12 protein-coding genes and 2 tRNA genes are annotated in these 18,778 nt (G+C 69.7%); 12 read left to right on the top strand and 2 right to left on the bottom strand.

Annotated features, from left to right (window positions below):
* The first annotated feature begins 18 nt into the window (after positions 1 to 18).
* The 5 genes from lpdA to D7D52_RS32945 all read left to right on the top strand — a co-directional run bounded on the left by lpdA (position 19) and on the right by D7D52_RS32945 (position 6,161).
* A complete protein-coding gene (gene lpdA, locus D7D52_RS32965; RefSeq protein ID WP_120742689.1) occupies positions 19 to 1,476 on the top strand; it encodes a dihydrolipoyl dehydrogenase in 1,458 nt (485 codons plus the stop codon).
* An 11-nt stretch (positions 1,477 to 1,487) separates the two neighbouring features.
* Complete coding sequence (gene pdhA / locus D7D52_RS32960) at positions 1,488 to 2,618, top strand: pyruvate dehydrogenase (acetyl-transferring) E1 component subunit alpha (protein WP_120742687.1); 1,131 nt, start codon at positions 1,488 to 1,490, stop codon at positions 2,616 to 2,618.
* Between the two features lie 17 nt (positions 2,619 to 2,635).
* Positions 2,636 to 3,619, top strand: coding sequence for an alpha-ketoacid dehydrogenase subunit beta (locus D7D52_RS32955; protein ID WP_222932718.1), 984 nt, complete (start codon positions 2,636 to 2,638; stop codon positions 3,617 to 3,619).
* Positions 3,620 to 3,632: 13 nt separating this feature from the next.
* Entirely contained in the window at positions 3,633 to 4,919 is a 1,287-nt protein-coding gene (locus D7D52_RS32950) for a dihydrolipoamide acetyltransferase family protein (RefSeq protein ID WP_187703068.1), read from the top strand.
* Between the two features lie 330 nt (positions 4,920 to 5,249).
* Complete coding sequence (locus D7D52_RS32945; RefSeq protein ID WP_120742681.1) at positions 5,250 to 6,161, top strand: oxygenase MpaB family protein; 912 nt, start codon at positions 5,250 to 5,252, stop codon at positions 6,159 to 6,161.
* Here the strand turns inward: D7D52_RS32945 and D7D52_RS32940 are convergent.
* Positions 6,142 to 9,579 (bottom strand): serine/threonine-protein kinase, encoded by a 3,438-nt coding sequence (locus D7D52_RS32940; protein WP_120742679.1) that lies wholly within the window; start codon positions 9,577 to 9,579, stop codon positions 6,142 to 6,144. The genes D7D52_RS32945 and D7D52_RS32940 overlap by 20 nt on opposite strands.
* 151 nt (positions 9,580 to 9,730) lie before the next feature.
* On the opposite strand from D7D52_RS32940, the gene D7D52_RS32935 reads away from it, so the two are divergent.
* From D7D52_RS32935 to D7D52_RS32925, 3 genes are read left to right on the top strand one after another with little or no spacing between them, the layout of a single operon-like run.
* A complete protein-coding gene (locus D7D52_RS32935; RefSeq protein WP_246023476.1) occupies positions 9,731 to 11,386 on the top strand; it encodes a CocE/NonD family hydrolase in 1,656 nt (551 codons plus the stop codon).
* A gap of 4 nt (positions 11,387 to 11,390) precedes the next feature.
* A complete protein-coding gene (locus D7D52_RS32930; RefSeq protein WP_120742675.1) occupies positions 11,391 to 12,767 on the top strand; it encodes a M20/M25/M40 family metallo-hydrolase in 1,377 nt (458 codons plus the stop codon).
* A 48-nt stretch (positions 12,768 to 12,815) separates the two neighbouring features.
* Positions 12,816 to 13,655, top strand: a complete 840-nt coding sequence (locus D7D52_RS32925; RefSeq protein WP_120742673.1) for an alpha/beta hydrolase — start codon at positions 12,816 to 12,818, stop codon at positions 13,653 to 13,655.
* 14 nt (positions 13,656 to 13,669) lie between these two features.
* Here the strand turns inward: D7D52_RS32925 and D7D52_RS32920 are convergent, their stop codons facing one another.
* Positions 13,670 to 15,109 (bottom strand): neutral zinc metallopeptidase, encoded by a 1,440-nt coding sequence (locus D7D52_RS32920; protein ID WP_120742671.1) that lies wholly within the window; start codon positions 15,107 to 15,109, stop codon positions 13,670 to 13,672.
* 176 nt (positions 15,110 to 15,285) lie between these two features.
* Between D7D52_RS32920 and D7D52_RS32915 the strand changes: the two genes are divergently transcribed.
* The 4 genes from D7D52_RS32915 to D7D52_RS32900 all read left to right on the top strand — a co-directional run bounded on the left by D7D52_RS32915 (position 15,286) and on the right by D7D52_RS32900 (position 18,740).
* Positions 15,286 to 16,107 carry a class I SAM-dependent methyltransferase gene (locus D7D52_RS32915; RefSeq protein ID WP_120744651.1) on the top strand — a complete coding sequence of 274 codons (822 nt, stop codon included), beginning with the start codon at positions 15,286 to 15,288 and terminating at the stop codon, positions 16,105 to 16,107.
* 52 nt (positions 16,108 to 16,159) lie between these two features.
* A tRNA-Lys gene (locus tag D7D52_RS32910) sits at positions 16,160 to 16,231 on the top strand.
* A gap of 4 nt (positions 16,232 to 16,235) precedes the next feature.
* Positions 16,236 to 16,307: transfer RNA gene (locus D7D52_RS32905), tRNA-Arg, on the top strand.
* Positions 16,308 to 16,334: 27 nt separating this feature from the next.
* The gene (locus D7D52_RS32900) at positions 16,335 to 18,740 is read left to right on the top strand and encodes a hypothetical protein (protein ID WP_120742669.1); all 2,406 of its coding nucleotides are present in this window, start codon (positions 16,335 to 16,337) and stop codon (positions 18,738 to 18,740) included.
* Positions 18,741 to 18,778 lie beyond the last annotated feature (38 nt).

Raw genomic sequence — 18,778 nt, 5'->3', positions numbered from 1 at the left:
AGATGAGGAGCACCACGAGTGCCGGAATTCGATCTTCTGGTGATCGGCGGCGGCCCGGGCGGATATGTGGCCGCCATCCGCGCCGCTCAGCGGGGCCTGAACGTTGGCCTGGTGGAGAAGGAACGCCCGGGCGGGGTCTGCCTGAACTGGGGCTGCATCCCGACCAAGGCGATGCTGCGTTCGGCCGAGGTCTTCCACACCGTCGCGCATGCCGCCGACTTCGGCATCTACGCCGACAACCTGCGCTTCGACTACGCCGCGGTGCGGCAGCGCAAGGACGGCATCGTCAAGGAGCTGACCGATGGTGTCGCGGGCCTGCTGAAGGCCAATGGCGTCACGATCATCGAGGGCCACGCGCGGTTTACGAGCGCCACGACGGTGGAGGTCGTCGAGGCCGGTCCGTCGCCGATCTTCGAGGGCGGCCCGCGCTACGCCGCCGCCCCGACCGCCACCGCGGTCCGCACGGTCAGCGCCAAGGACGTCATCGTCGCGACCGGTTCGGTCCCGGCCGTCCTCCCGATCCCGGGCGCGGACCTGCCCGGCGTGATCACCTCCGACGGCGCGTTCGGCCTGACCGAGGTGCCCAAGCGACTGGTCGTCATCGGCGGCAGCGCGGTGGGCGCGGAGTGGGCCAACCTGTTCCACGAGTTCGGCGCGGATGTCACCGTGGTGGAGATGCAGGATCGCCTGGTTCCCTTGGAGGACAAGGAGATCGGCACCGCCCTGGTGCGCTCGTTCACCAAGCGCGGCATCGCCGTGCTGACCGGTGCGACCGTCACCGCGATCGCGGAGGCCGGCAACGGCCTGACCGTCACCGTGGGTGGCGCGAAGCCGCAGGAGCTGCCCGCCGATGTGGTGCTGGTCGGCGTCGGCCGCCGCCCCAACACCGCCGAGCTCGGCCTGGACGTCGCCGGAATCGACACCGACGCACGCGGTTTCATCCCGGTCGACGAGCACCTGCGCACCGGCGTCGAGCACGTCTACGCCATCGGCGACGTCACCGGCAAGGCGCTGCTCGCGCACGTCGCCTCGCATCAGGGTCTGGTCGCCGCCGACACCATCGCCGGCCATGCCGCCCACATCGACTACAACGTCATCCCGGCCGCGACCTTCACCCACCCGGAGATCGCCTCCGTCGGCCTGACCGAGGATGCCGCCAAGGCCGCCGGCCACGACATCGTCGCCGCCAAGTTCCCGTTCGCGGCGCTGGGCCGGGCCAAGTCCTTCGGCGATCAGGAGGGCTTCCTCAAGATCGTCGCCGGCAAGCAGCACGGCGAGGTGCTCGGCGTGCATATCATCGGCCCGTCGGCCAGCGATCTCATTACCGAAGGGGCCCTGGCGATCTCGCTGGAGGCGACCCTCGACGAGCTGGCCGAGACCATTCACGCCCACCCCACCCTCGGCGAGATCGGGATGGAGGCCGCCCTGGTCGGGCTGGGCCTGCCCGTTCACGTCGCGCCGCCCCGGAAGCGTTGAGGAGTTCCATCGTGACCACCACCACCGCCGCCGCGCCGCGCAAGTCGGCGCGCAAGGCCGCCAAGGCCGAAGACGTAGCCAACCTCGAGAAAGGCGCCGCCGAAAACCTGCTCGGTGGAGCGGATTTCGGCGGCGCGGACGCCAACGACCTGATCGAGCTGTACACCGACATGCTCTTCATCCGTCGCTTCGAGGAGCGCACGGCCCAGGGCTACCAGCAGGCCAAGATCGGCGGCTACTGCCACCTGAATCTGGGTGAGGAGGCCACCGTCGTCGGCGTCGGAAAGGCCATGCGCCCCACCGACTACCTGTTCACCAACTACCGCGAGCACGGGTACGCGCTGGCCAAGGGCATCGAGCCCGGCCGCGTCATGGCCGAGCTGTACGGCCGCTCCACCGGCACCTCCAAGGGCTGGGGCGGTTCGATGCACATGTACGACACCGCGACCCGCCTGCTCGGCGGTTACGCCATTGTCGGCGGCCAGGTTCCGCTCGCCATCGGCGCGGCGCTGGCCATCGACTACCGCGGCGGCGGCGACGTCGTGGTGTGCCAGATGGGCGAGGGCACCACCAATATCGGCGCGTTCCACGAGTCGCTCAATATCGCGGCGCTGTGGCATCTGCCCGTCGTGTTCCTGGTGATCAACAATCAGACCGGCATGGGCACCACCGTCGAGAAGTCCTCGGCCGAACCGGATCTGTGGAAGCGCGCCGCCTCCTACCGCATGCGCGGTGAGCGCGTGGACGGCACCGACGTGCTGGCGGTGCGCGAGGTCGCCTCCGACCTGATCGAGACCGCCCGCCGCGAGGGCAAGCCCGCCCTGCTCGAGGCCGTCTCCTACCGGCTCAAGGGCCACTCGGTCGTCGACCCGGCCAAGTACCGCGCCGAGGACGCCGTCTCCGCCGCCGTCGCGCACGACCCGATCGTGCTGTGGCACAACCGTCTTGTCGAGGCGGGCGTGCTGAGCGAGGAGACCGCCGCCGCCCTCGAGGCCGACGTGAAGGCCCGCGTCCTGGAGGCCGTCGAGTTCGCCGACTCGTCCCCGCACCCGGACCCGGCCACCCTGTTCGATTACAACTACGCGACCCCGGTCGCGGGCGATTCCCGTCGCCTGCCCGGTGATCCGCTCTTCACCGCCTAGGAGTCACCGTGGCAGTCATGACCTACCGTGAAGCGCTGCGCGAGACCCTCCGCGAGGAGATGCAGCGCGACGACGATGTCTTCCTCATCGGAGAGGAGATCGGCGTTTTCGAAGGCTCGTACAAGATCACCGCCGGCCTGCTCGAGGAGTTCGGCGAGAAGCGGGTGCGCGACACCCCGATCGCCGAAGAGGGTTTCGTGGGCGCGGCCATCGGCGCCGCCATGCTGGGCCTGCGCCCGGTCGTCGAGATCATGACGATCAACTTCTCGCTGCTGGCGCTGGATCAGATCGTCAACCACGCGGCCAAGATCTACGGCATGTTCGGCGGTCAGACGTCGGTGCCGATGGTCATCCGCACCCCCGGCGGCGGCGGCCAGCAGCTCGGTGCGACGCACTCGCAGAACATCGAGCTGTACTACGCGTTCGTGCCCGGCCTCAAGGTCGTCTCGCCCAGCACGCCCGCCGATGCGCGGGCGCTGCTCAAGGCCGCCATCGAGGACGACGACCCGGTGCTGTTCCTCGAGAACCTCTCGCTCTACAACACCAAGGGCGAAGTGCCGGAGGATCTTCCGGCCGCCGAGATCGGCAAGGCCGCGGTCACCCGCGAGGGCACCGACATCACGCTGATCGGCTACTCGCGCATGGCCACCGTGTGCACCCAGGTCGCGGAAAAGCTTGCCGCCGAGGGCATCTCGGCCGAGGTGGTGGACCTGCGCAGCCTGCGTCCGCTGGACCGCGAGACCATTGTCGCCTCGGCCAAGAAGACCGGCGCCGTGGTGATCGGCGAGGACGACTGGCTGACCTACGGCATCGGCGCGGAGGTGGCGGCGTCGATCTCCGACGGCGCGTTCGACTACCTCGACGCCCCCGTGCGCCGCGTGGCGATGGCCGAGGTGCCGCTGCCCTACGCCAAGCCCCTGGAGAAGCTGGCGCTGCCGTCGCCGGATTCGCTGTACAAGGCCGCCCTCGAAACCCTTGCCGCCGTCGGCAAGCGCCGCTGACCCGGAAGGAACCATGTCCGAAGTAACCATGCCCCGGCTCTCCGACACCATGGAGGAGGGCGTCGTCTCGGCCTGGCTCAAGCAGGTCGGCGACCAGGTCAAGGCCGGCGAGATCCTCGCCGAGATCGAGACCGACAAGGCGCTCATGGAGCTCGAGGCGTACGAGGACGGCATCCTCGAGCGGATCATCGCCGAGGCCGGCACCACCGTCGCCATCGGCGAGCCGATCGCGCTGCTCGGTGACGGGAGCGGCGCGTCCGCCGCCCCGGCCGCCGGAAACGCCCCTGCCCCAGCTGCCGAGAAAGCCCCCGCCGATACCGCGCCCGCGGCTGCTCCGGCGCCGACCGCTGCCCCGGCTCCTTCCGCTCCGGCCGCCGAAAGTGCCGGTGCCCCGGCGGTTTCCGCCGACGGCGAGCGCAAGCGCACTTCTCCCCTGGCCCGCAAGGTCGCCAAGGAACTCGGCGTCGACATCAACGCCGTCACCGGCACCGGCCCCAACGGCCGCGTCACCAAGCAGGATGTCGAAAACGCCCGCAGCACAGCTGCTCCGGCCGCTTCCGCTCCCGCCGCCCAGGCCCAGGCCCCGGCCGCCGTCGCCCCCGCGACCGGCGACTACGAAGAGATCCCGCTGACCACCATTCAGCGCGTCTCCGCCCAGCGCCTCACCGAGTCCAAGCAGCAGGCCCCGCACATCTATCTCACCAGTGCGATCGATGTCACCGAGTTGCTGGCCTTCCGCGCGCAGATCAACAAGACCCTGGAGGAGACCGGTTCCGGCAAGGTCAGCGTGAACGACCTGCTGGTCAAGGCGGTCGCCACCACGCTGCGCCTGGATCCGGCGGTGAACGTCTCCTTCGCGGGCGACAAGTTGTTGCGGCACAAGGCGATCAATATCGGCATCGCTGTGGCCACCGACGCGGGCCTGTTCGTCCCCGTCATCCACGACGCCGACCGCAAGAGCGTGTCCGCGATCGCGGCCGAGGGCAAGGAGAAGGCCGGTCGCGCCCGCGACCGAAAGCTCAAGGGCGAGGACATGTCCGGCGGCACCTTCACCATCTCGAACCTGGGCATGTTCGGCATCGAGCAGTTCACCGCCGTCATCAATCCGCCGGAGTCCGCCATCCTCGCGGTCGGCGCGGCGCAGGACGAGCTGAAGCTGGGCGGCGAGAAGGTGGTGTCGCGCAAGATCCTTCGCGTCACCCTGTCGGCCGACCATCGCTCCATCGATGGCGCCGTCGCGGCCCGTTTCCTGCAGCAGTTGAAGGAGCTCATCGAGCATCCGCTGCGCATCGTGACCTAGTCACCGTGCAGTCGTGACCCGGTCACGACCCCATGAACGCCGTTCGGTTCTTGATCCAGACCGGACGACGCATCCCGCCACCCGGCGGCGCGGCAACCCATGCCACGTCGCGGCGCCGGAAGCCGAACTCACCCGGCGGCGGGCCAGAACGCCGGATGGCGTGGACCGGGTTACCCGGCCGGTCCACCCCATCCGGCTTTCGCGTTTCCGGGGTCCGACCGGCCGTGATGGTTGCCACAGCGCCGACATGATGAGAAGATTCGGTAGCAACTCTCTCATCTTGTCGGCGGGACGCAGCCGGCAGGAACGGTCGATCAAAGGAGATCTGCCATGACCGCCGCTGTCGCATCCGATCGTGAGTCCGGGGCCGTGCGCCCGGACCGCCGCCCCTTCGAACCCGGCAGCCGGATGTGGGAGGACGTGGGATTGCTGACCTTCTCGCTCACGGCGGGATCGGCGTTCCTGTTGCAGACGATGGAGCCGACGATCGCGGCCGTGGTGGACGAGCATTCGACGTTTCGGACCGATCCGATGGGGCGGGCCATGCGCAGTATCGCCTCGGTGATGATGTGGGTGTACGGCGGGGACGAGGCGCTCGCCGAGGCGGACCGGCTGCGGAAGATGCACGCCACGTTGAACACCACCGACGCGGCGGGCGTCAAACATCGCGCGCTGGCGTCCGCGCCCTGGGCGTGGGTGTTGCACACCGGCGTTTTCGCCTTCACGGAAGGCAACCGGTACTTCTCGCGGGACAAGCTCACCGATGCCGACAAGGAAGCGTACTACCAGGAGACGGTGCAGTTGATGCGCAATTTCTCGGTGGCGCCCAAGGAGATTCCGGCCAGCTATGCCGAGTGGGAGCCGTGGTTCTGGGATCAGGTCCACAATCATCTGCAGGCCACCGGTGTCGCCTACGACTACTTGAAGGTGATCCGGAACATCGCCCCGCCCAAGCAGATTCCTCGCCCCCTGCACCCGGCGTGGCGGGCGGTGACCAAGCCCGTCGGCCGGCTGCAGTACTTCTTCACCGTCGGCACCACGCCGGAGGTGGTGCGCGACAAGCTCGGACTGGAATGGACCGCCAAGGACGAACGCGCCCTGCGGGTGCTGGGCTGGGCGATCGGGCGCGCGGTGCCGCGGTTGCCCGAGCGCGTGCGCTACTTCCCCATCGCCTACGAGGCGCGCCGCCTGGAACGCGATCGCGCCCGGCTGCGCACGATGATCAATCTCCGCCCGATGTAGCGGGCAGCGCGCCTTCGAACTCGGTGAGCACCTGCCGCAGGAACACCCGCAGCTGATGCTGGTCGGATGCCGTTGCGCCGTACAGTGTTTCGATCACCGGGAGCAGTTGCCGCCCGGAATCGGCGACCAGCCGGACCAGTCCCTGCCCGGCGCAGCGCAGCAGCGCCGGTTCCAGCAGTTCGGCGGCGTCCGCGATGCGGCCGGCCGCCGACAGGCAACAGCCGTACAGCAGTTCGGCGTTCACCCGGGCGCGCGGTCGCGGCTGCGTGGCGATCACCTGTACGAGCCGGCGCGCGTGCGCGCAGGCGCGCTCGGCCGAGTCCGCGGTCCGGTCCGCGAGCAGCAACCGGATCGCGGAATCCCATGCCAGCTCGGCCATGACGGCCGACGGCGCGTCGGGGTGGGCCGAATACGGGGCGAGCTGCGCGAGTTCGTGCCGGTCGGCGTCGGTGATCGGCAGCCCCAATCGGATGCGCTCGTTGCGGATTCGGGCCGCCAGCCGCGGCAGGTCCGCGTTCGTGGCGAGCTTGGCGCCCGCGTCGAGCCGCGCGTTCACGGTGTCGAGGTCCCCGCGCACCGCGGCCAGCCGCGCGCCGATGCCGTAGCCGGCCATGAGGAATTCGACCGCGCCGCCCTCGAGCCCGATCCCGCTCGCCAGCAGTTCCTCGGCCTCGATGAATTGCCCCTTCTCGTAGAGCAATTCGCCGAGCAGGGCGCTGGCCAGCCGGGTGGCCTGCGACTGCCGGCCGGTCGGCAGCGCGCCGCCGAGCGCGGTGCGGAACCGGGATTCGGCCAGGCCGATGTCGAGCTGTTCGTAGGCGGCGCTGCCGTCGACGCAGTCGCAGTAGATCGCGCCGAAGGGCCCGCGCACCCGGTTGCGGAACGGTTCGATCCACCGGTGCCAGCGGTGCACCCCGGCGAAATCGAAGCGGTACAGCGCCGAGATCATCGCGCCGACCGCGAGCCCGTGCGCCATGAACGGCCGCACCGAATCCCGGGCCCGCACCAGTTCCGGGGCCAGCACCATGGTGCGATCGGTGGCGAACCCGAGCACGGTGTGCACCAGTGTCGTCTCGAGTTCCAGTGCGGCCGTGGCCTGTTCGGCGTCGTCCGGCCCGCGCGCGGCGAGCGCGGACTCGGCCCGCAGCAACGCGGTCTCGGCGGCGGCTGGCCGCTGCACGGCGACATTGGCCCAGGCGATCTGCAGTTGCAGACGCGGATCCGCGGCGGTCAGCGAGCCGGGCAGTTTGGCGGCCAGTCCCAGCAGGGTCGCCATGCGCGACTGCTCCATGAGCCGTTCGCCGTGCGCGACCACCAGTTCGCACGCCCGCCGGGGTTCGCCCGCGGCGAGCAGGTGATCGACCGCCTCGCTGAGCATGTCATGGTCGGCGAACCAGCGCGCGGCGGTCACGTGCAGTTCCTCGAGCAGGCCGGGATGCAGCCGGATCAGGCGGTCGCGCAGGAATTCCGCGAACAGCACGTGGTAGCGGAACCAGCGCAGGTCGTCATCGATGCTGCGCAGGAACAGATCTCGCTGCCGCACCTGTTCGAGCATGCCCTGGCCGTTGCTCACGCCGGTCAGCGCCTCGGCGAGCGAGCCGTTGACGCGTTCGGCGACGGAGGTGCGCATGACGAATTCGAGCAGCTCGGGTTCGAGGGTGTCGACGACGTTCTCCATCAGGTATTCGCCGATGGCGTAGTGCCGCCCGGAGATCTGGTCGATGTAGGCGCCGGGATCGTCGCGGCCGCGCAGCGACATGGACGCCAATTGCAGTGCCGCGGCCCAGCCTTCGGTGGATTCCCGCAGCCGTTCGACCTCCGCGTCGTCGAGCCGCAGCCCGCCGCTGTCGGCGAGAAAGGCGGCGGTCTCCGCGTCGTCGAAACGCAGTGCGGTCTCGTCGATCTCGTCGAGCTCGTCGCGAACCCGCATGCGCCCCAGCGGAAGCCCGGTGCGATGTCGGCTGGTCACGATCACTCGCAGATGGTGGCAGCCGTGGTCGAGCAGATACTCCATGGCCGCGATGGTCGCCGCACCGGTGACCCGATGCCAGTCGTCGAGCACCAGCGCCACGGTCTCGCCGCTGTGGTGGATCTCGTCGATGAGGGTCCTCATGACCCGGCGCGCGGCATCGCTGGCCTGCTCCTCGAGCAGCCGCTCCAGATCCGCGGACACCGCCGGATGCGCGGAGCGGATGGCCGCCACCACGTGCGACAGGAACCAGACGACATTGTCGTCATCGTCGTCCATGGTCAGCCAGGCGACGCGCACCCCTTCGGCGGCAAGCGTTTTCACGTACTCGGCGGCCAGCGTGCTCTTGCCGAAGCCGGCGGGTCCGTGGATCAACACCAGTCGCCGCGGCGGCCCCGACCGCAGCCGGTCGAGCAGCCGGGCGCGCACGACCGGCTGCCGCGGCGCGCTCGGCGGCCGGTACCGGGTGGACAGCGCCGAGCCTCCGGTCCGTGCGGAACGCGGCTCCGGGACGGACAGCACCGGCGCCGCCGCCGCGACCGGCCCCTCGGCGGGCAGGGCCATGGAGTCGACCGCGAGCCCGGTGGCGAACTGGATATTGCGCAGCCGGTCACCGAATTCGCGGGCCGTGCCCGGGCGATCCGAGGGGTCGTGCGCCATGGCCGATTCCAGCGCCGCGCTCAGCAGCGCCGGCACCCCGGCCTCTCGCAGGTCCGGTATCGGCTCGGAGGTGATGCGCACGAACTGCGCGACCATGGACTCGCCGGGCCGGCGTTCGAAGGCGGCATGCCCGGTGAGCAGACAGAACAGTGTCGCGCCCAGCCCGTAGATGTCGGCCGCCTGCGCGGGTTCGGCGCCGCGCAGCACTTCGGGCGCGGTGAAGGCGGGCGTCCCGGCGATGAGCCCGGACGGATTCTCGAAAACCCCGCCGACACTGGCGATTCCGAAATCGCTCAGCAGCGGCTCGCCGTAGTCCGACAGCAGGATATTGGCCGGGTTCACGTCCCGGTGCACGATGCCGAGGGTGTGGGCGGCGGCCAGCGCACCGGCGATCTTCACCCCGATCGACAGCGCCTCCGGCCAGGGCAGCGGCCCCTGCTGCCGCAGCCGTTCCCGCAGCGAGCCGAGCGGGTAGAACGGCATCACCAGGTACGGCCGTCCGGTGACGGTCACATCGGCCGACAGCACCTGCACGATGTGCGGATGCCCGCCGAACCGGCCCAGCGCGCGTTGCTCGCGCAGGAACCGCGCTCGTTCCTCGTCGGTGGAGCGCATGTCGAGCACCTTGACCGCGACCAGCCGGTCCAGTGATTGCTCGACGCAGCGGTACACGACGCCGAACCCGCCGCGGCCGATCTCGCGGGCATCGTCGAATCCCGCCGCGGCCAGCTCCGCGGCGAGCCCTATGCGCAGGTCAGGCTGCGTACCGTCTTCGTCTCGTTCGACCATGACCCGCTCATTTGCTCGACGAGTTGGGCCCCGACACCCCGATCGTAACCACCCGTTCGCCGCCGGCGGCGAGGTGCGTGCCGACGGAGCGTCACCCCGGTTCCTGGGGCTGGTTCGCGGCGGCTCGAACCACCAAGGTCGAATGGTGATCATGAGGACGGTGATGTGGCGCGCGCTGATCGGCGTGCTGTCGATGGTGGTGGGGGTGGTGGCGGCGCCCGGTCAGGCCGGGGCGGATGCGCCGCGGTGGCAGTGGCACGAGGAATTCCTCACCGCGCCCGACGGGACGCGCCTGCACGCCGACGTGCTGCGCCCGCTCGGGCTCGCCGACGACGTGCGCACCCCGGTGATCATGACCGTCAGCCCGTATCGGGCGCATCTCATGCATTTGAGCGAGCCGCGCCCGCAGGGTGGGCCGTCCACCGAGGATCTGCCGGTCTCGCTGTTCCTGGATGCCGGCTACACCTACGTGATCGTGGATCTGCGCGGTTTCGGCGGCTCCAACGGCTGCCCGGACTTCGGCGGGCCGGGTGAGCGCTCGGATGTGAAGACGGCGGTGGAATGGGCTGCGGCACAGCCCTGGTCGACCGGCAAGGTCGGCTTGAACGGCGTCTCCTACGAGGCGTGGACGGGTCTCATGGGGCTGGCCGAGCATCCGGCGGGGCTGGCGGCGGTGGCCTCCTTCGAGCCGGTGATCGACCCGTACGCCTACCTCTACATGCAGGGCATCGCCTGGAAGTTCTCGCTCAAGCCGATCAGCGAAACCGGCATCCGGCCCGGCGATTTCGCGGGATTCGAGCATCTGCTGATCGCGTCCACGCCGCCGTATCCGACCGATTCGGCCGAGTACAAGGCGAACGCCTCGAGCGTCGATCCGGCCTGCTATTCGCACTACATCGCCGAAACCACCGACCACGACGCGAATTCCGCGTGGTGGCGCGACCGCGATCTGGTGGAGAAGCTGCGCGGCGACACCACTCCGCTGTTCCTGGGTCAGGGTTTCGTCGACTACAACACCCGCGCCTACCGCTCCTACGAGCTGTGGAACGCCCTCGGACCGGGCGAGCACAAGGCGTGGTTCGGGCAGTGGGGGCATCGGGACTGCACCAAGGCTTGCGGGGCGCCGCAGTTCGCCTCGGAACTGCTGGCGTTCTTCGACAAGCATGTCGCGGGCAAGGACATCACCGTGCCGGGGCCGCGGATCACGGTGGGCCAGTTCGACGGCCGCTGGCGTTCGGAGACCGCGTGGCCGCCCGCCGACAGCCACGCCGTGGACGTCGATCTGCGTCCGGGCCGCTACAACGATCGCGGGATTCTCCCGGGCGCGGATCGTGAGATCTGGACCGTCTCGCAACCGCTCGAGCAGGAACAGCATCTGGCCGGGACGCCGACCGCCACGCTCACCCTGGACGGCCCGGCGACGGCCGCGGTCACCGTCGAGGTCTACGACATCGACCCCGACGACCACGCCACCGTCATCACCCGCGGCATCGCGCCGGTCACCCCGACCGCGCAGGTGCGAATGCTGGGCCAGGATTGGCCGATTCCGGCGGGACATCGCCTCGGCATCCGCGTCACCGACGTGGTCGACGACGTCTGGGCGCATCCGCCGGCCTTCGCGCCGGTCACCGTGACCGCCGCCCGGATTCATCTGCCGCTGCTGGCCACCGTCCGCACGCCCGACCTCGCGGGTGGCCTGGCCGACTCGATTCCCAAGTGGCGAAACGAGAAGACGGTCTCGCTGGCCGCCGATCTGGTGAACAATGCCACTGTGACCATGAACTTCCCTCCCAGGTCGGGTGGTTAGCTCCATGACCCGCACCACGCCGGCCGATGGCCCGGCCGTCGACGAACTCACCGCCGAACGTCTCGCGGCGGCGCTGCGCTGCCGGACGGTCTCCTACGAGGAACGCGAACGCATCGACGCCGCCGAATTCGAGTCGCTCGCAGCGCATCTCGAGAAATCGTTCCCGCTGGTCCACGCCCATCTGACGTGGGAGACGTTCGGGCACAGCCGGTTGTACCGCTGGGCGGGCACCGCCGATCCGGCCGACGACGAGCCGGTCGCAGCGATCCTGCTGGCGCATCAGGACGTGGTGCCGGTGGACGATGTCGACGGCTGGTCGCATCCGCCGTTCGACGGGGTGGTCGACGGCGAATTCATCTGGGGCCGTGGGGCGATCGACGACAAGAGCCGGATGCTGGCCATTCTCGAGGCGGTCGAGCAGGCGCTGGGCGAGGGTGTGCGCCTGAGCCGGACGGTGTATCTGGCGTTCGGGCACGACGAGGAGATCTTCGGCGCCGACGGTGCGGGGCGCATGGCGCGGCGGCTGCGGGAATCCGGGGTGCGGGCGCGGCTGCTGCTGGACGAGGGCGGCGTCGTCACCACCGGTGTGGCCGACGGCATCGACGCGCCGGTGGCCACGATCATGGTGGGCGAGAAGGGTTTCGCGACCGTGCGGCTGTCGGTGTCGGATGTGGGCGGGCATTCGTCCATGCCGGGGCGGGAGACGGCGGTGGGGCGGCTGGCGCGGGCGGTGGCGCGCATTCAGGATCACCCGTTCCCGGTGCGGCTGACCCCGGTGGCGGTCGACATGCTGCGGCGGGTGCGGCATGCCGTGTCCGAGCCGCGGCGCACGCTGCTCGGGCTGGTGACCACGGCGGGTCCGCTGGTGGCGCGGGTGCTGGCGGCGCGCCCGCAGACCGAGGCGCTGGTGCGCACCACGACCGCGCCGACCGTGATTCGCGGCGGGGTGAAGCCGAACGTGCTGCCGCAGCGGGCCGAGGCGTTCGTGAATTTCCGTATCCTGTCCGGCGATTCGGTGGCGGATGTGCTCGCGCATTGCCGGAAGGTGGTGCGGGACAAGAGCATCGGCATCGAGCTGGACGGGACCGCGTCGGAGCCCTCCCCCAGTCCGGCGGCGGGACCGGATTTCGAGCTGATCGCCGAGCTGGCGCGCGAGGTCGTGCCGGGCTGCGCGGTCACGGTCGGGGTGGTGCCGGGCGCGACGGACTCCCGCTACTACGACGATCTGGCCGCCACCCGCTGCAATTTCGCCCCGATCGTGTTGAACGCCGCCGATCTGGAACGTTTCCACGGCACCGACGAACGCATCTCGCGCGTCGATTACGCCCGCCTGATCCGGTTCAATCGCCTCCTTATCGACCGTCTCGCCCGCTTTGCCTGAGTTGTGCGCGACAATGACGCGGCAAGCGACCCGTCGAACGGAGGACCGATGACCCGCAGCGAGACCGGTGAGTTCCAGGGCGCGGGCGGCCGCGTGTACTGGCAGTCGTGGCTGCCCGACGGCGAGCCGCGCGCGGTGGCCGTGCTCGTGCACGGGTACGCCGAGCACTCCGGGCGCTACGCGCACGTGGCCGAGCGGCTGACCGGGTCGGGTATCGCGGTCTACGCACTCGACCACACCGGGCACGGCAAGTCCGAGGGCGCGCGGGCCAATATCGGTTTCCTCGACACCGCCGCCGACAATGTCGCCGCCATGCTCACGACCGCGACCGGACGCCATCCCGGGCTGCCGAGCTTCCTCATCGGCCACAGCATGGGCGGGCTCACCACGGCGTATCTGGCCGTGCGCGATCAGCCGGAGGTGACCGGCATCGTGCTGTCGGGGCCCGCCATCGATATCGAGGCCGGCAATGCGGTGCAGCGGCTGATCGCGCCGCTGGTGTCGCGGTATCTGCCGAATCTGCCTGTGGTGAAACTGGATTCGAAGCTGGTCAGCCGCGACGCCGAGGTGGTGCGCGCCTACGACGAGGATCCGCTGGTGCATCACGGCGGCGTCCCCGCCCGCACCGCCGGCGAGATGCTGCGCGCCGCCGAATTCGTCAAGGCCCATCCCGACCGGTTCACCGCGCCGCTGCTGGTTCAGCACGGCAGCGCCGACGGCCTGGCCGCCCCCAGCGGCACCGATTTCCTCGAGGAGCACGCCGCGTCCAAGGACAAGACCGTCATCCGCTACGACGGGCTCTACCACGAGATCTACAACGAACCCGAACAGGACAAGGTGCTCGGCGACCTGACGCACTGGCTGGAAGCGCACCTGCCCGGCGCCTGACCCGGCGAGGGCGGCTACTTGTAGGTCGTCAGGCAGGCGGCGTCGCCGTCGAGGACGCCGGTGCGGAAGGCTTCCAGGCGGACGAAGCCGCTGGGTACCACTGTGCCGTCCACGTCGGCGGCGGCGAGGCCGTCGGAGAGCAGACCGGAGACGGCGGCGTCGAGGTCGGTGGCGGTGAGTTGCAGGGTGCTGCCGGGCCGGCTCAGCGCGGTGCTGTACGCGCCGGACAGGCAGGCGGCGCGCAGCCCCGCGGTGTCCGCGCCGGTGACGCTCAGCTTCCGATTCTGTTGCAGCGCAAGCATGTAGCGGGAGACGAACACGACGAAGGCGTTGTAGTCGCCCCCGACCATGGCCGACAGCAGGCCGCCCTGCGCGCCGGCGACGGCGCGTTCGGCGAGGGCGGGCACGTCGGCGCCGATCACATTGCTGCTCGGGCAGTACGAAACCGGTTGGGTGACGGCCACATTCGGGCAGTCGCGGGTGACACCGCCGTAGTCGTAGGACGGTTCGGGTTGGAATGGATAGTTCTGCGCCAGCGACTGCGCCACCAGTGCGAGATCGGAACGGTCGACGGGCAATTGCCGTTCCTTGTCGCCGGGTTGGAAGCTGGTGGGAAGGGTGCCGCGGCGCTTCTGCAATTCCGCGCGGGTGATGGCCTTGCACCCGGTCGCGCCGTCGGTGTAGCCGATCTGCACGGCCGTGACGCGTTCGAACGCGGTCCCGTGCTCGTCCTGGGACGCGCCGGGTTCGCGGTCGCGGAAGGAGATGACCGCGGCCAGGACGCCATTGAGCCCGTCGGTGGTGTTGAGGGTGAAGTGCCGCGCGGTGCCCTCGGCCACCGAGCGCAGGAACACCCCGGCAAAGCAGTCGGCCTGTTGTTCGCGCACCACGCTGGTGGTGAACACTCCGTTCAGCTTGGCCTGCGCCTGCACCGCATGCCCGTACTCGTGGGCCAGCACCATCACCACCGCCATCGGGCCGAATTTGGTGATCAGCTCCGGCAGCAGGGTGCCGCGATCCCAGCCGATGGTGGCGTCGAGGCTGCAGGAGGCGGCGTTCACCTCCTGATAGGTGCTGCCGCGGCAGAATTCGATCGCCCGGTCGCGTGCGGCGGTGGAGTCCCAGGAGACGAATCGGGTGACCGGGGTGAAGACGCCGGGAAAGGTCTTGGCGTACTGCGCTTTCCAGTAGTCGGCGATATCGGCGACGGCATTCTGCGCCAGCGTGTCGACGGGCCCGCCGTCTCCGTTCTCGGCTTTCGGATCGGAATCGGGTACGCCGGGACGCGGTCCGCTGGGGCCGGTGGTGGAGCTCTGCCCGGTCAGCTCCCAGGGATTGGTGGTGGCCGGCGCCGAAACCCGCTCCGCGGATTGCACTTCCCAGCCCGTACAGCCGGTCAGCGCCACTGCCGCCGTCATCAGCACAGCGGCCAGCCGCAGCCGCGACTTCCTCATCTCGCCTCCCGCGAACCGCTCGGGACCTGCACCGAGTATCACCCGGAACCGCGCGTCGAGTCCCGGGTCTCGCCACGGGAATCCGCGGCGGAACCCCGGTCACGGCGTGCCGCCCGCGACACGCAGCCAAGAAATCAGCTGAGCGCGTCGCCGGTTTCGTGGCACAGTCGATGATCATGAGCGACTATCGCCGCCTCAACCGCGCGAACTGGGACGAGCGGGCGCCCGTGCACGCCGGTTCCGGCGACTACGCGGTGGACAGCTTCCGCATCGACCCGTCCTTCCTCAGCGACGTGGTGCGTTTCGACGTGCCCCGGCTGGGCGATATTCGCGGGCTGCGCGGCGTCCACCTGCAATGCCACATCGGCACCGACACGCTGTCGCTGGCCCGGCTGGGCGCGACCATGACCGGCCTGGACTTCTCGCCCGCGTCGCTGCAGGAGGCGCGCCGGCTCGCCGAAACCTCCTCCACGCCCATCGATTTCGTCGAGGCCGACGTCTACGACGCCGTATCCGCGCTCGGGGCGGCACGATTCGATCTCGTCTACACGGGAATCGGTGCGCTGTGCTGGCTTCCGGACATCAAACGCTGGGCCGAGACGGTGGCCGGGCTGCTGCGGCCCGGCGGACGCCTGTTCCTCCGCGAGGGCCATCCCGTCCTGTGGGCCGTCGACGAGAACCGCCACGACGCCCTCACCCTCGGCTATCCCTACTTCGAGACGCCGGACCCGACGGAGTTCACCGACGCGACCACCTACGTGGACACCGATTCCGTGCTCGAGAACGCCACCACCCGGGAATGGAATCACGGCCTCGGCGAGATCGTGGAAGCAGTACTACAAGCCGACCTGACCCTCACCCAACTGGTCGAGCACGACAGCGTCCCCTGGGAGGCCCTGCCCGGCCGGATGGTCCGCGGCGACGACCACGAGTGGCGACTGCTCGAACACCGGGAACGCCTCCCGCTGACCTACACCCTCCAGGCCCGCAAGCCCTGAACCGAAAACCCGATGCGGATCGGCCCGTTCGATGGTTACGATCCGCTCGCCACATGGAGTAGATCAGCGGTAGATCACCCGGCTCTTCACCGGGAGGGCGCAGGTTCGAATCCTGCCTCCATGCCGATCCTGGCCTAGCTCAGCGGCAGAGCACCCGGCTTCGAACCGGGCGGGCGCGAGTTCGAATCTCGCGGCCAGGTCTCGTGTTTCACCGATCAGGAGTGCCCTTGTCCGATCCCGCTTTTCCCGACGGTCCCCAGCGGTATGCGACGACGCGGTTGTTTCGCGCTCTCACCGCGATCGAGCGGGCGGGTTCGGCGGGCGATCGGGAGCGCGCGCGGCAGCGGGCGCGGCAATGGCGCGAGGTGCTCGCGGGACTGCGCGACGGACGCGTCGTGGCGGGCAGCCGGACGCCGGTCGCGGGGCTGCCGGCGTGGGTGACCCTCGAGGTGACGCACGGCGGCTTCGCCACCGGGCGGGGACTGGCCGAAGCGCCGCTGACCCGGGACGAGGAGGAGCGGCTGGCCGCGGTGCCCCCCGAGGTTCCGGGCGAGAGCGCCCGCGAGCGACTCAACCTCTGGTACCTCGGCGACGCCGGTCAGGCCGAACTCCTCGCCGTGCTGCGCAGCGGCCACTACCGCGTTCGGGTCCCCGAACATGCGGCGCTGGCGGTGGTGGCGCTGTTGCTGGACAAGGGTTTTGCCGAGCAGGCACTGGATTTGGTGGCGCGGCTGCGACCGCATTTCGCCCGGCTGCGTTTCACGCCCGACTTCGACGCCGCCGCCCGGCCGTCCGGTGCCGCGGTGCGGGTGGCGACCGTCGGCGAGGCCGGCGACGCACTGCGCGCCGTCCGGACGCCCGAGCAGTTGCGGTTGATGCACGACACCGTCGAGGTGTGGACGCCGCTCTACGATCGCCTGGTCGCGCTGTGGTGCATGACCGTCGACGGCGATCTGCCGCGCATCGACGCCGAGGGCGCGGTGCTCGGCGGTCAGCCGGGAGCGGTGCGGCCGCCGGGGTGGCTGAGCGAACGCGCCCGCTGGTTGCAGGAATTCGAAAAGGCACGCGGCGCACGAGAATTCCGAGGCCGGCACGCCCACCCGCGCAGCAACTTCGCCCGATTGCACGAGGCTCTGCTGAGTGTTCCGGACAAGCATTCCCGGATGGGTGCCCGGTTGCTGACGCCCCAGCAGGCGAAACGGGTGCGTCTCGCCTTGGCCAATACGCTGACCCGGCACGGGGAACCCGGCGGCGGCGCACGCGAATCCGAGCGCGCCGCCCAGGCGCGGGCCATAGCCTCGCCGTTGTACCGGGATCTGGCGGAGGTGCTGGCGGCGCGGCTGGACCGACTCCCCGCCGATGGCGGGCTGCCCTCTCTCGACCCGGTGACCGCACCTGTCGGACCGGAGGACAAGGCGACGGTCGCCGACGGTACCGACATCCCGCAGCATCTGCGGGACAAGGCGATTCGCGCTCTGGAAGCGCCGCCGGACGAGCTGATCCGGCGGGGCATCATCGGCTCCGGCGAGGTGCTGGCCGCGGTGTTGCCGCAGTTGACCTCGCGGCTGCTGGCCGCCGAATTCGCCGATCCGGTCGCGGCGGGGTTGTACGAGCAGGTGTACACGGCGTTCCGGCGGCGGCGCAGTCTGCTGCTGCTGGATTTGCAGCATCAGGTGCGATTCGACGAATTGCCGTGGGTCACCGCGTTGGAGGCCCTGCGCGCCGAGCCGCCCGCAACGGGGCCGGGCAAGAAAACGGGCGGCAAGCAGCGTGGCGGTAAGAAGCGCGCCGGCAAGGGCGACGGCAGGCAAGCCGAGCACGCCGGGAATCCGGCAGCGCGGCGGCTGCTGCGGCAAATGGCGCTGCTGGCCATCGAATCCTTTCCGGAAACCATGCTGCCCAACCCCCTGGTGCGCGAATTCCACACGCTCGCAGGGCAAGCCGGATTGCGGCTACCCCTCGTCGAGGAGGTGGCAGCCGACATCTTCATGGGAACCTTCACCGAGAAGTGGCGAACGGCTGCCCTGGTAGCGAGCCGCACCCTGGAAGGCACGCTGTACCAACGGTATTACGACCTACCCACCGTCGCGGACTGGGAAGCACACGCACGCAACGAGATCCGATGGGGCAAGCCCACCTCGCCCCATTTCGCCGAACTGTGCGCACAGCGTGCCACCGAAGCCGGCACCGGCAACAACTACGTCGCCCGAAATGGCGCCCTGCTGGAACAGAGCCAAATCCTCACCACCCACAACCTGGCCGTCCTGGTCGACGCCCTCAACCTCGAACCCGAATTACAAGAAACCGCACCACAACTAGCCCACCACACCTTCGACTGGATCCTCCACCGCCTGAGCCAGCCCGGCAACCGACATACCCAGCTCCTCCAACTCAAGAACGCCGCCTACGCCTGGCGCCAGGCCATTTTCCTCCTCAGCTACTGCAACACCGCCACGCAACACGACCAACTCCACCGCCTCTCAACACACCACACCACTCCCCTGACTCCAGCGATAAACGGTCTGTCCCACGTCGTTTCCGGCGGCCACTTCACCCCACGCGGCATGACTCCATCCGGCAACGGACACCGGTTCCTCGGCTGGACCCAGGGACGCCACTGGTACTTCGCCTAGGGAACCCCGGGGTCGGTGGGCGCGTCCAATTGGTCAGA

It is taken from the genome of Nocardia yunnanensis (assembly GCF_003626895.1).
In the GTDB taxonomy this organism is placed as follows: Bacteria; Actinomycetota; Actinomycetes; order Mycobacteriales; family Mycobacteriaceae; genus Nocardia; species Nocardia yunnanensis.
This window is presented reverse-complemented; position numbering and strand designations above follow the sequence as displayed.

Coding starts and splice junctions, on each gene's coding strand:
- D7D52_RS32955 (WP_222932718.1), top strand. CDS start 2,636: ATGACCTACCGTGAAGCGCTGCGCGAGACCCTCCGCGAGGAGATGCAG.
- D7D52_RS32950 (WP_187703068.1), top strand. CDS start 3,633: ATGTCCGAAGTAACCATGCCCCGGCTCTCCGACACCATGGAGGAGGGC.
- D7D52_RS32945 (WP_120742681.1), top strand. CDS start 5,250: ATGACCGCCGCTGTCGCATCCGATCGTGAGTCCGGGGCCGTGCGCCCG.
- D7D52_RS32940 (WP_120742679.1), bottom strand. CDS start 9,579: ATGGTCGAACGAGACGAAGACGGTACGCAGCCTGACCTGCGCATAGGG.
- D7D52_RS32935 (WP_246023476.1), top strand. CDS start 9,731: ATGAGGACGGTGATGTGGCGCGCGCTGATCGGCGTGCTGTCGATGGTG.
- D7D52_RS32930 (WP_120742675.1), top strand. CDS start 11,391: ATGACCCGCACCACGCCGGCCGATGGCCCGGCCGTCGACGAACTCACC.
- D7D52_RS32925 (WP_120742673.1), top strand. CDS start 12,816: ATGACCCGCAGCGAGACCGGTGAGTTCCAGGGCGCGGGCGGCCGCGTG.
- D7D52_RS32920 (WP_120742671.1), bottom strand. CDS start 15,109: ATGAGGAAGTCGCGGCTGCGGCTGGCCGCTGTGCTGATGACGGCGGCA.
- D7D52_RS32915 (WP_120744651.1), top strand. CDS start 15,286: ATGAGCGACTATCGCCGCCTCAACCGCGCGAACTGGGACGAGCGGGCG.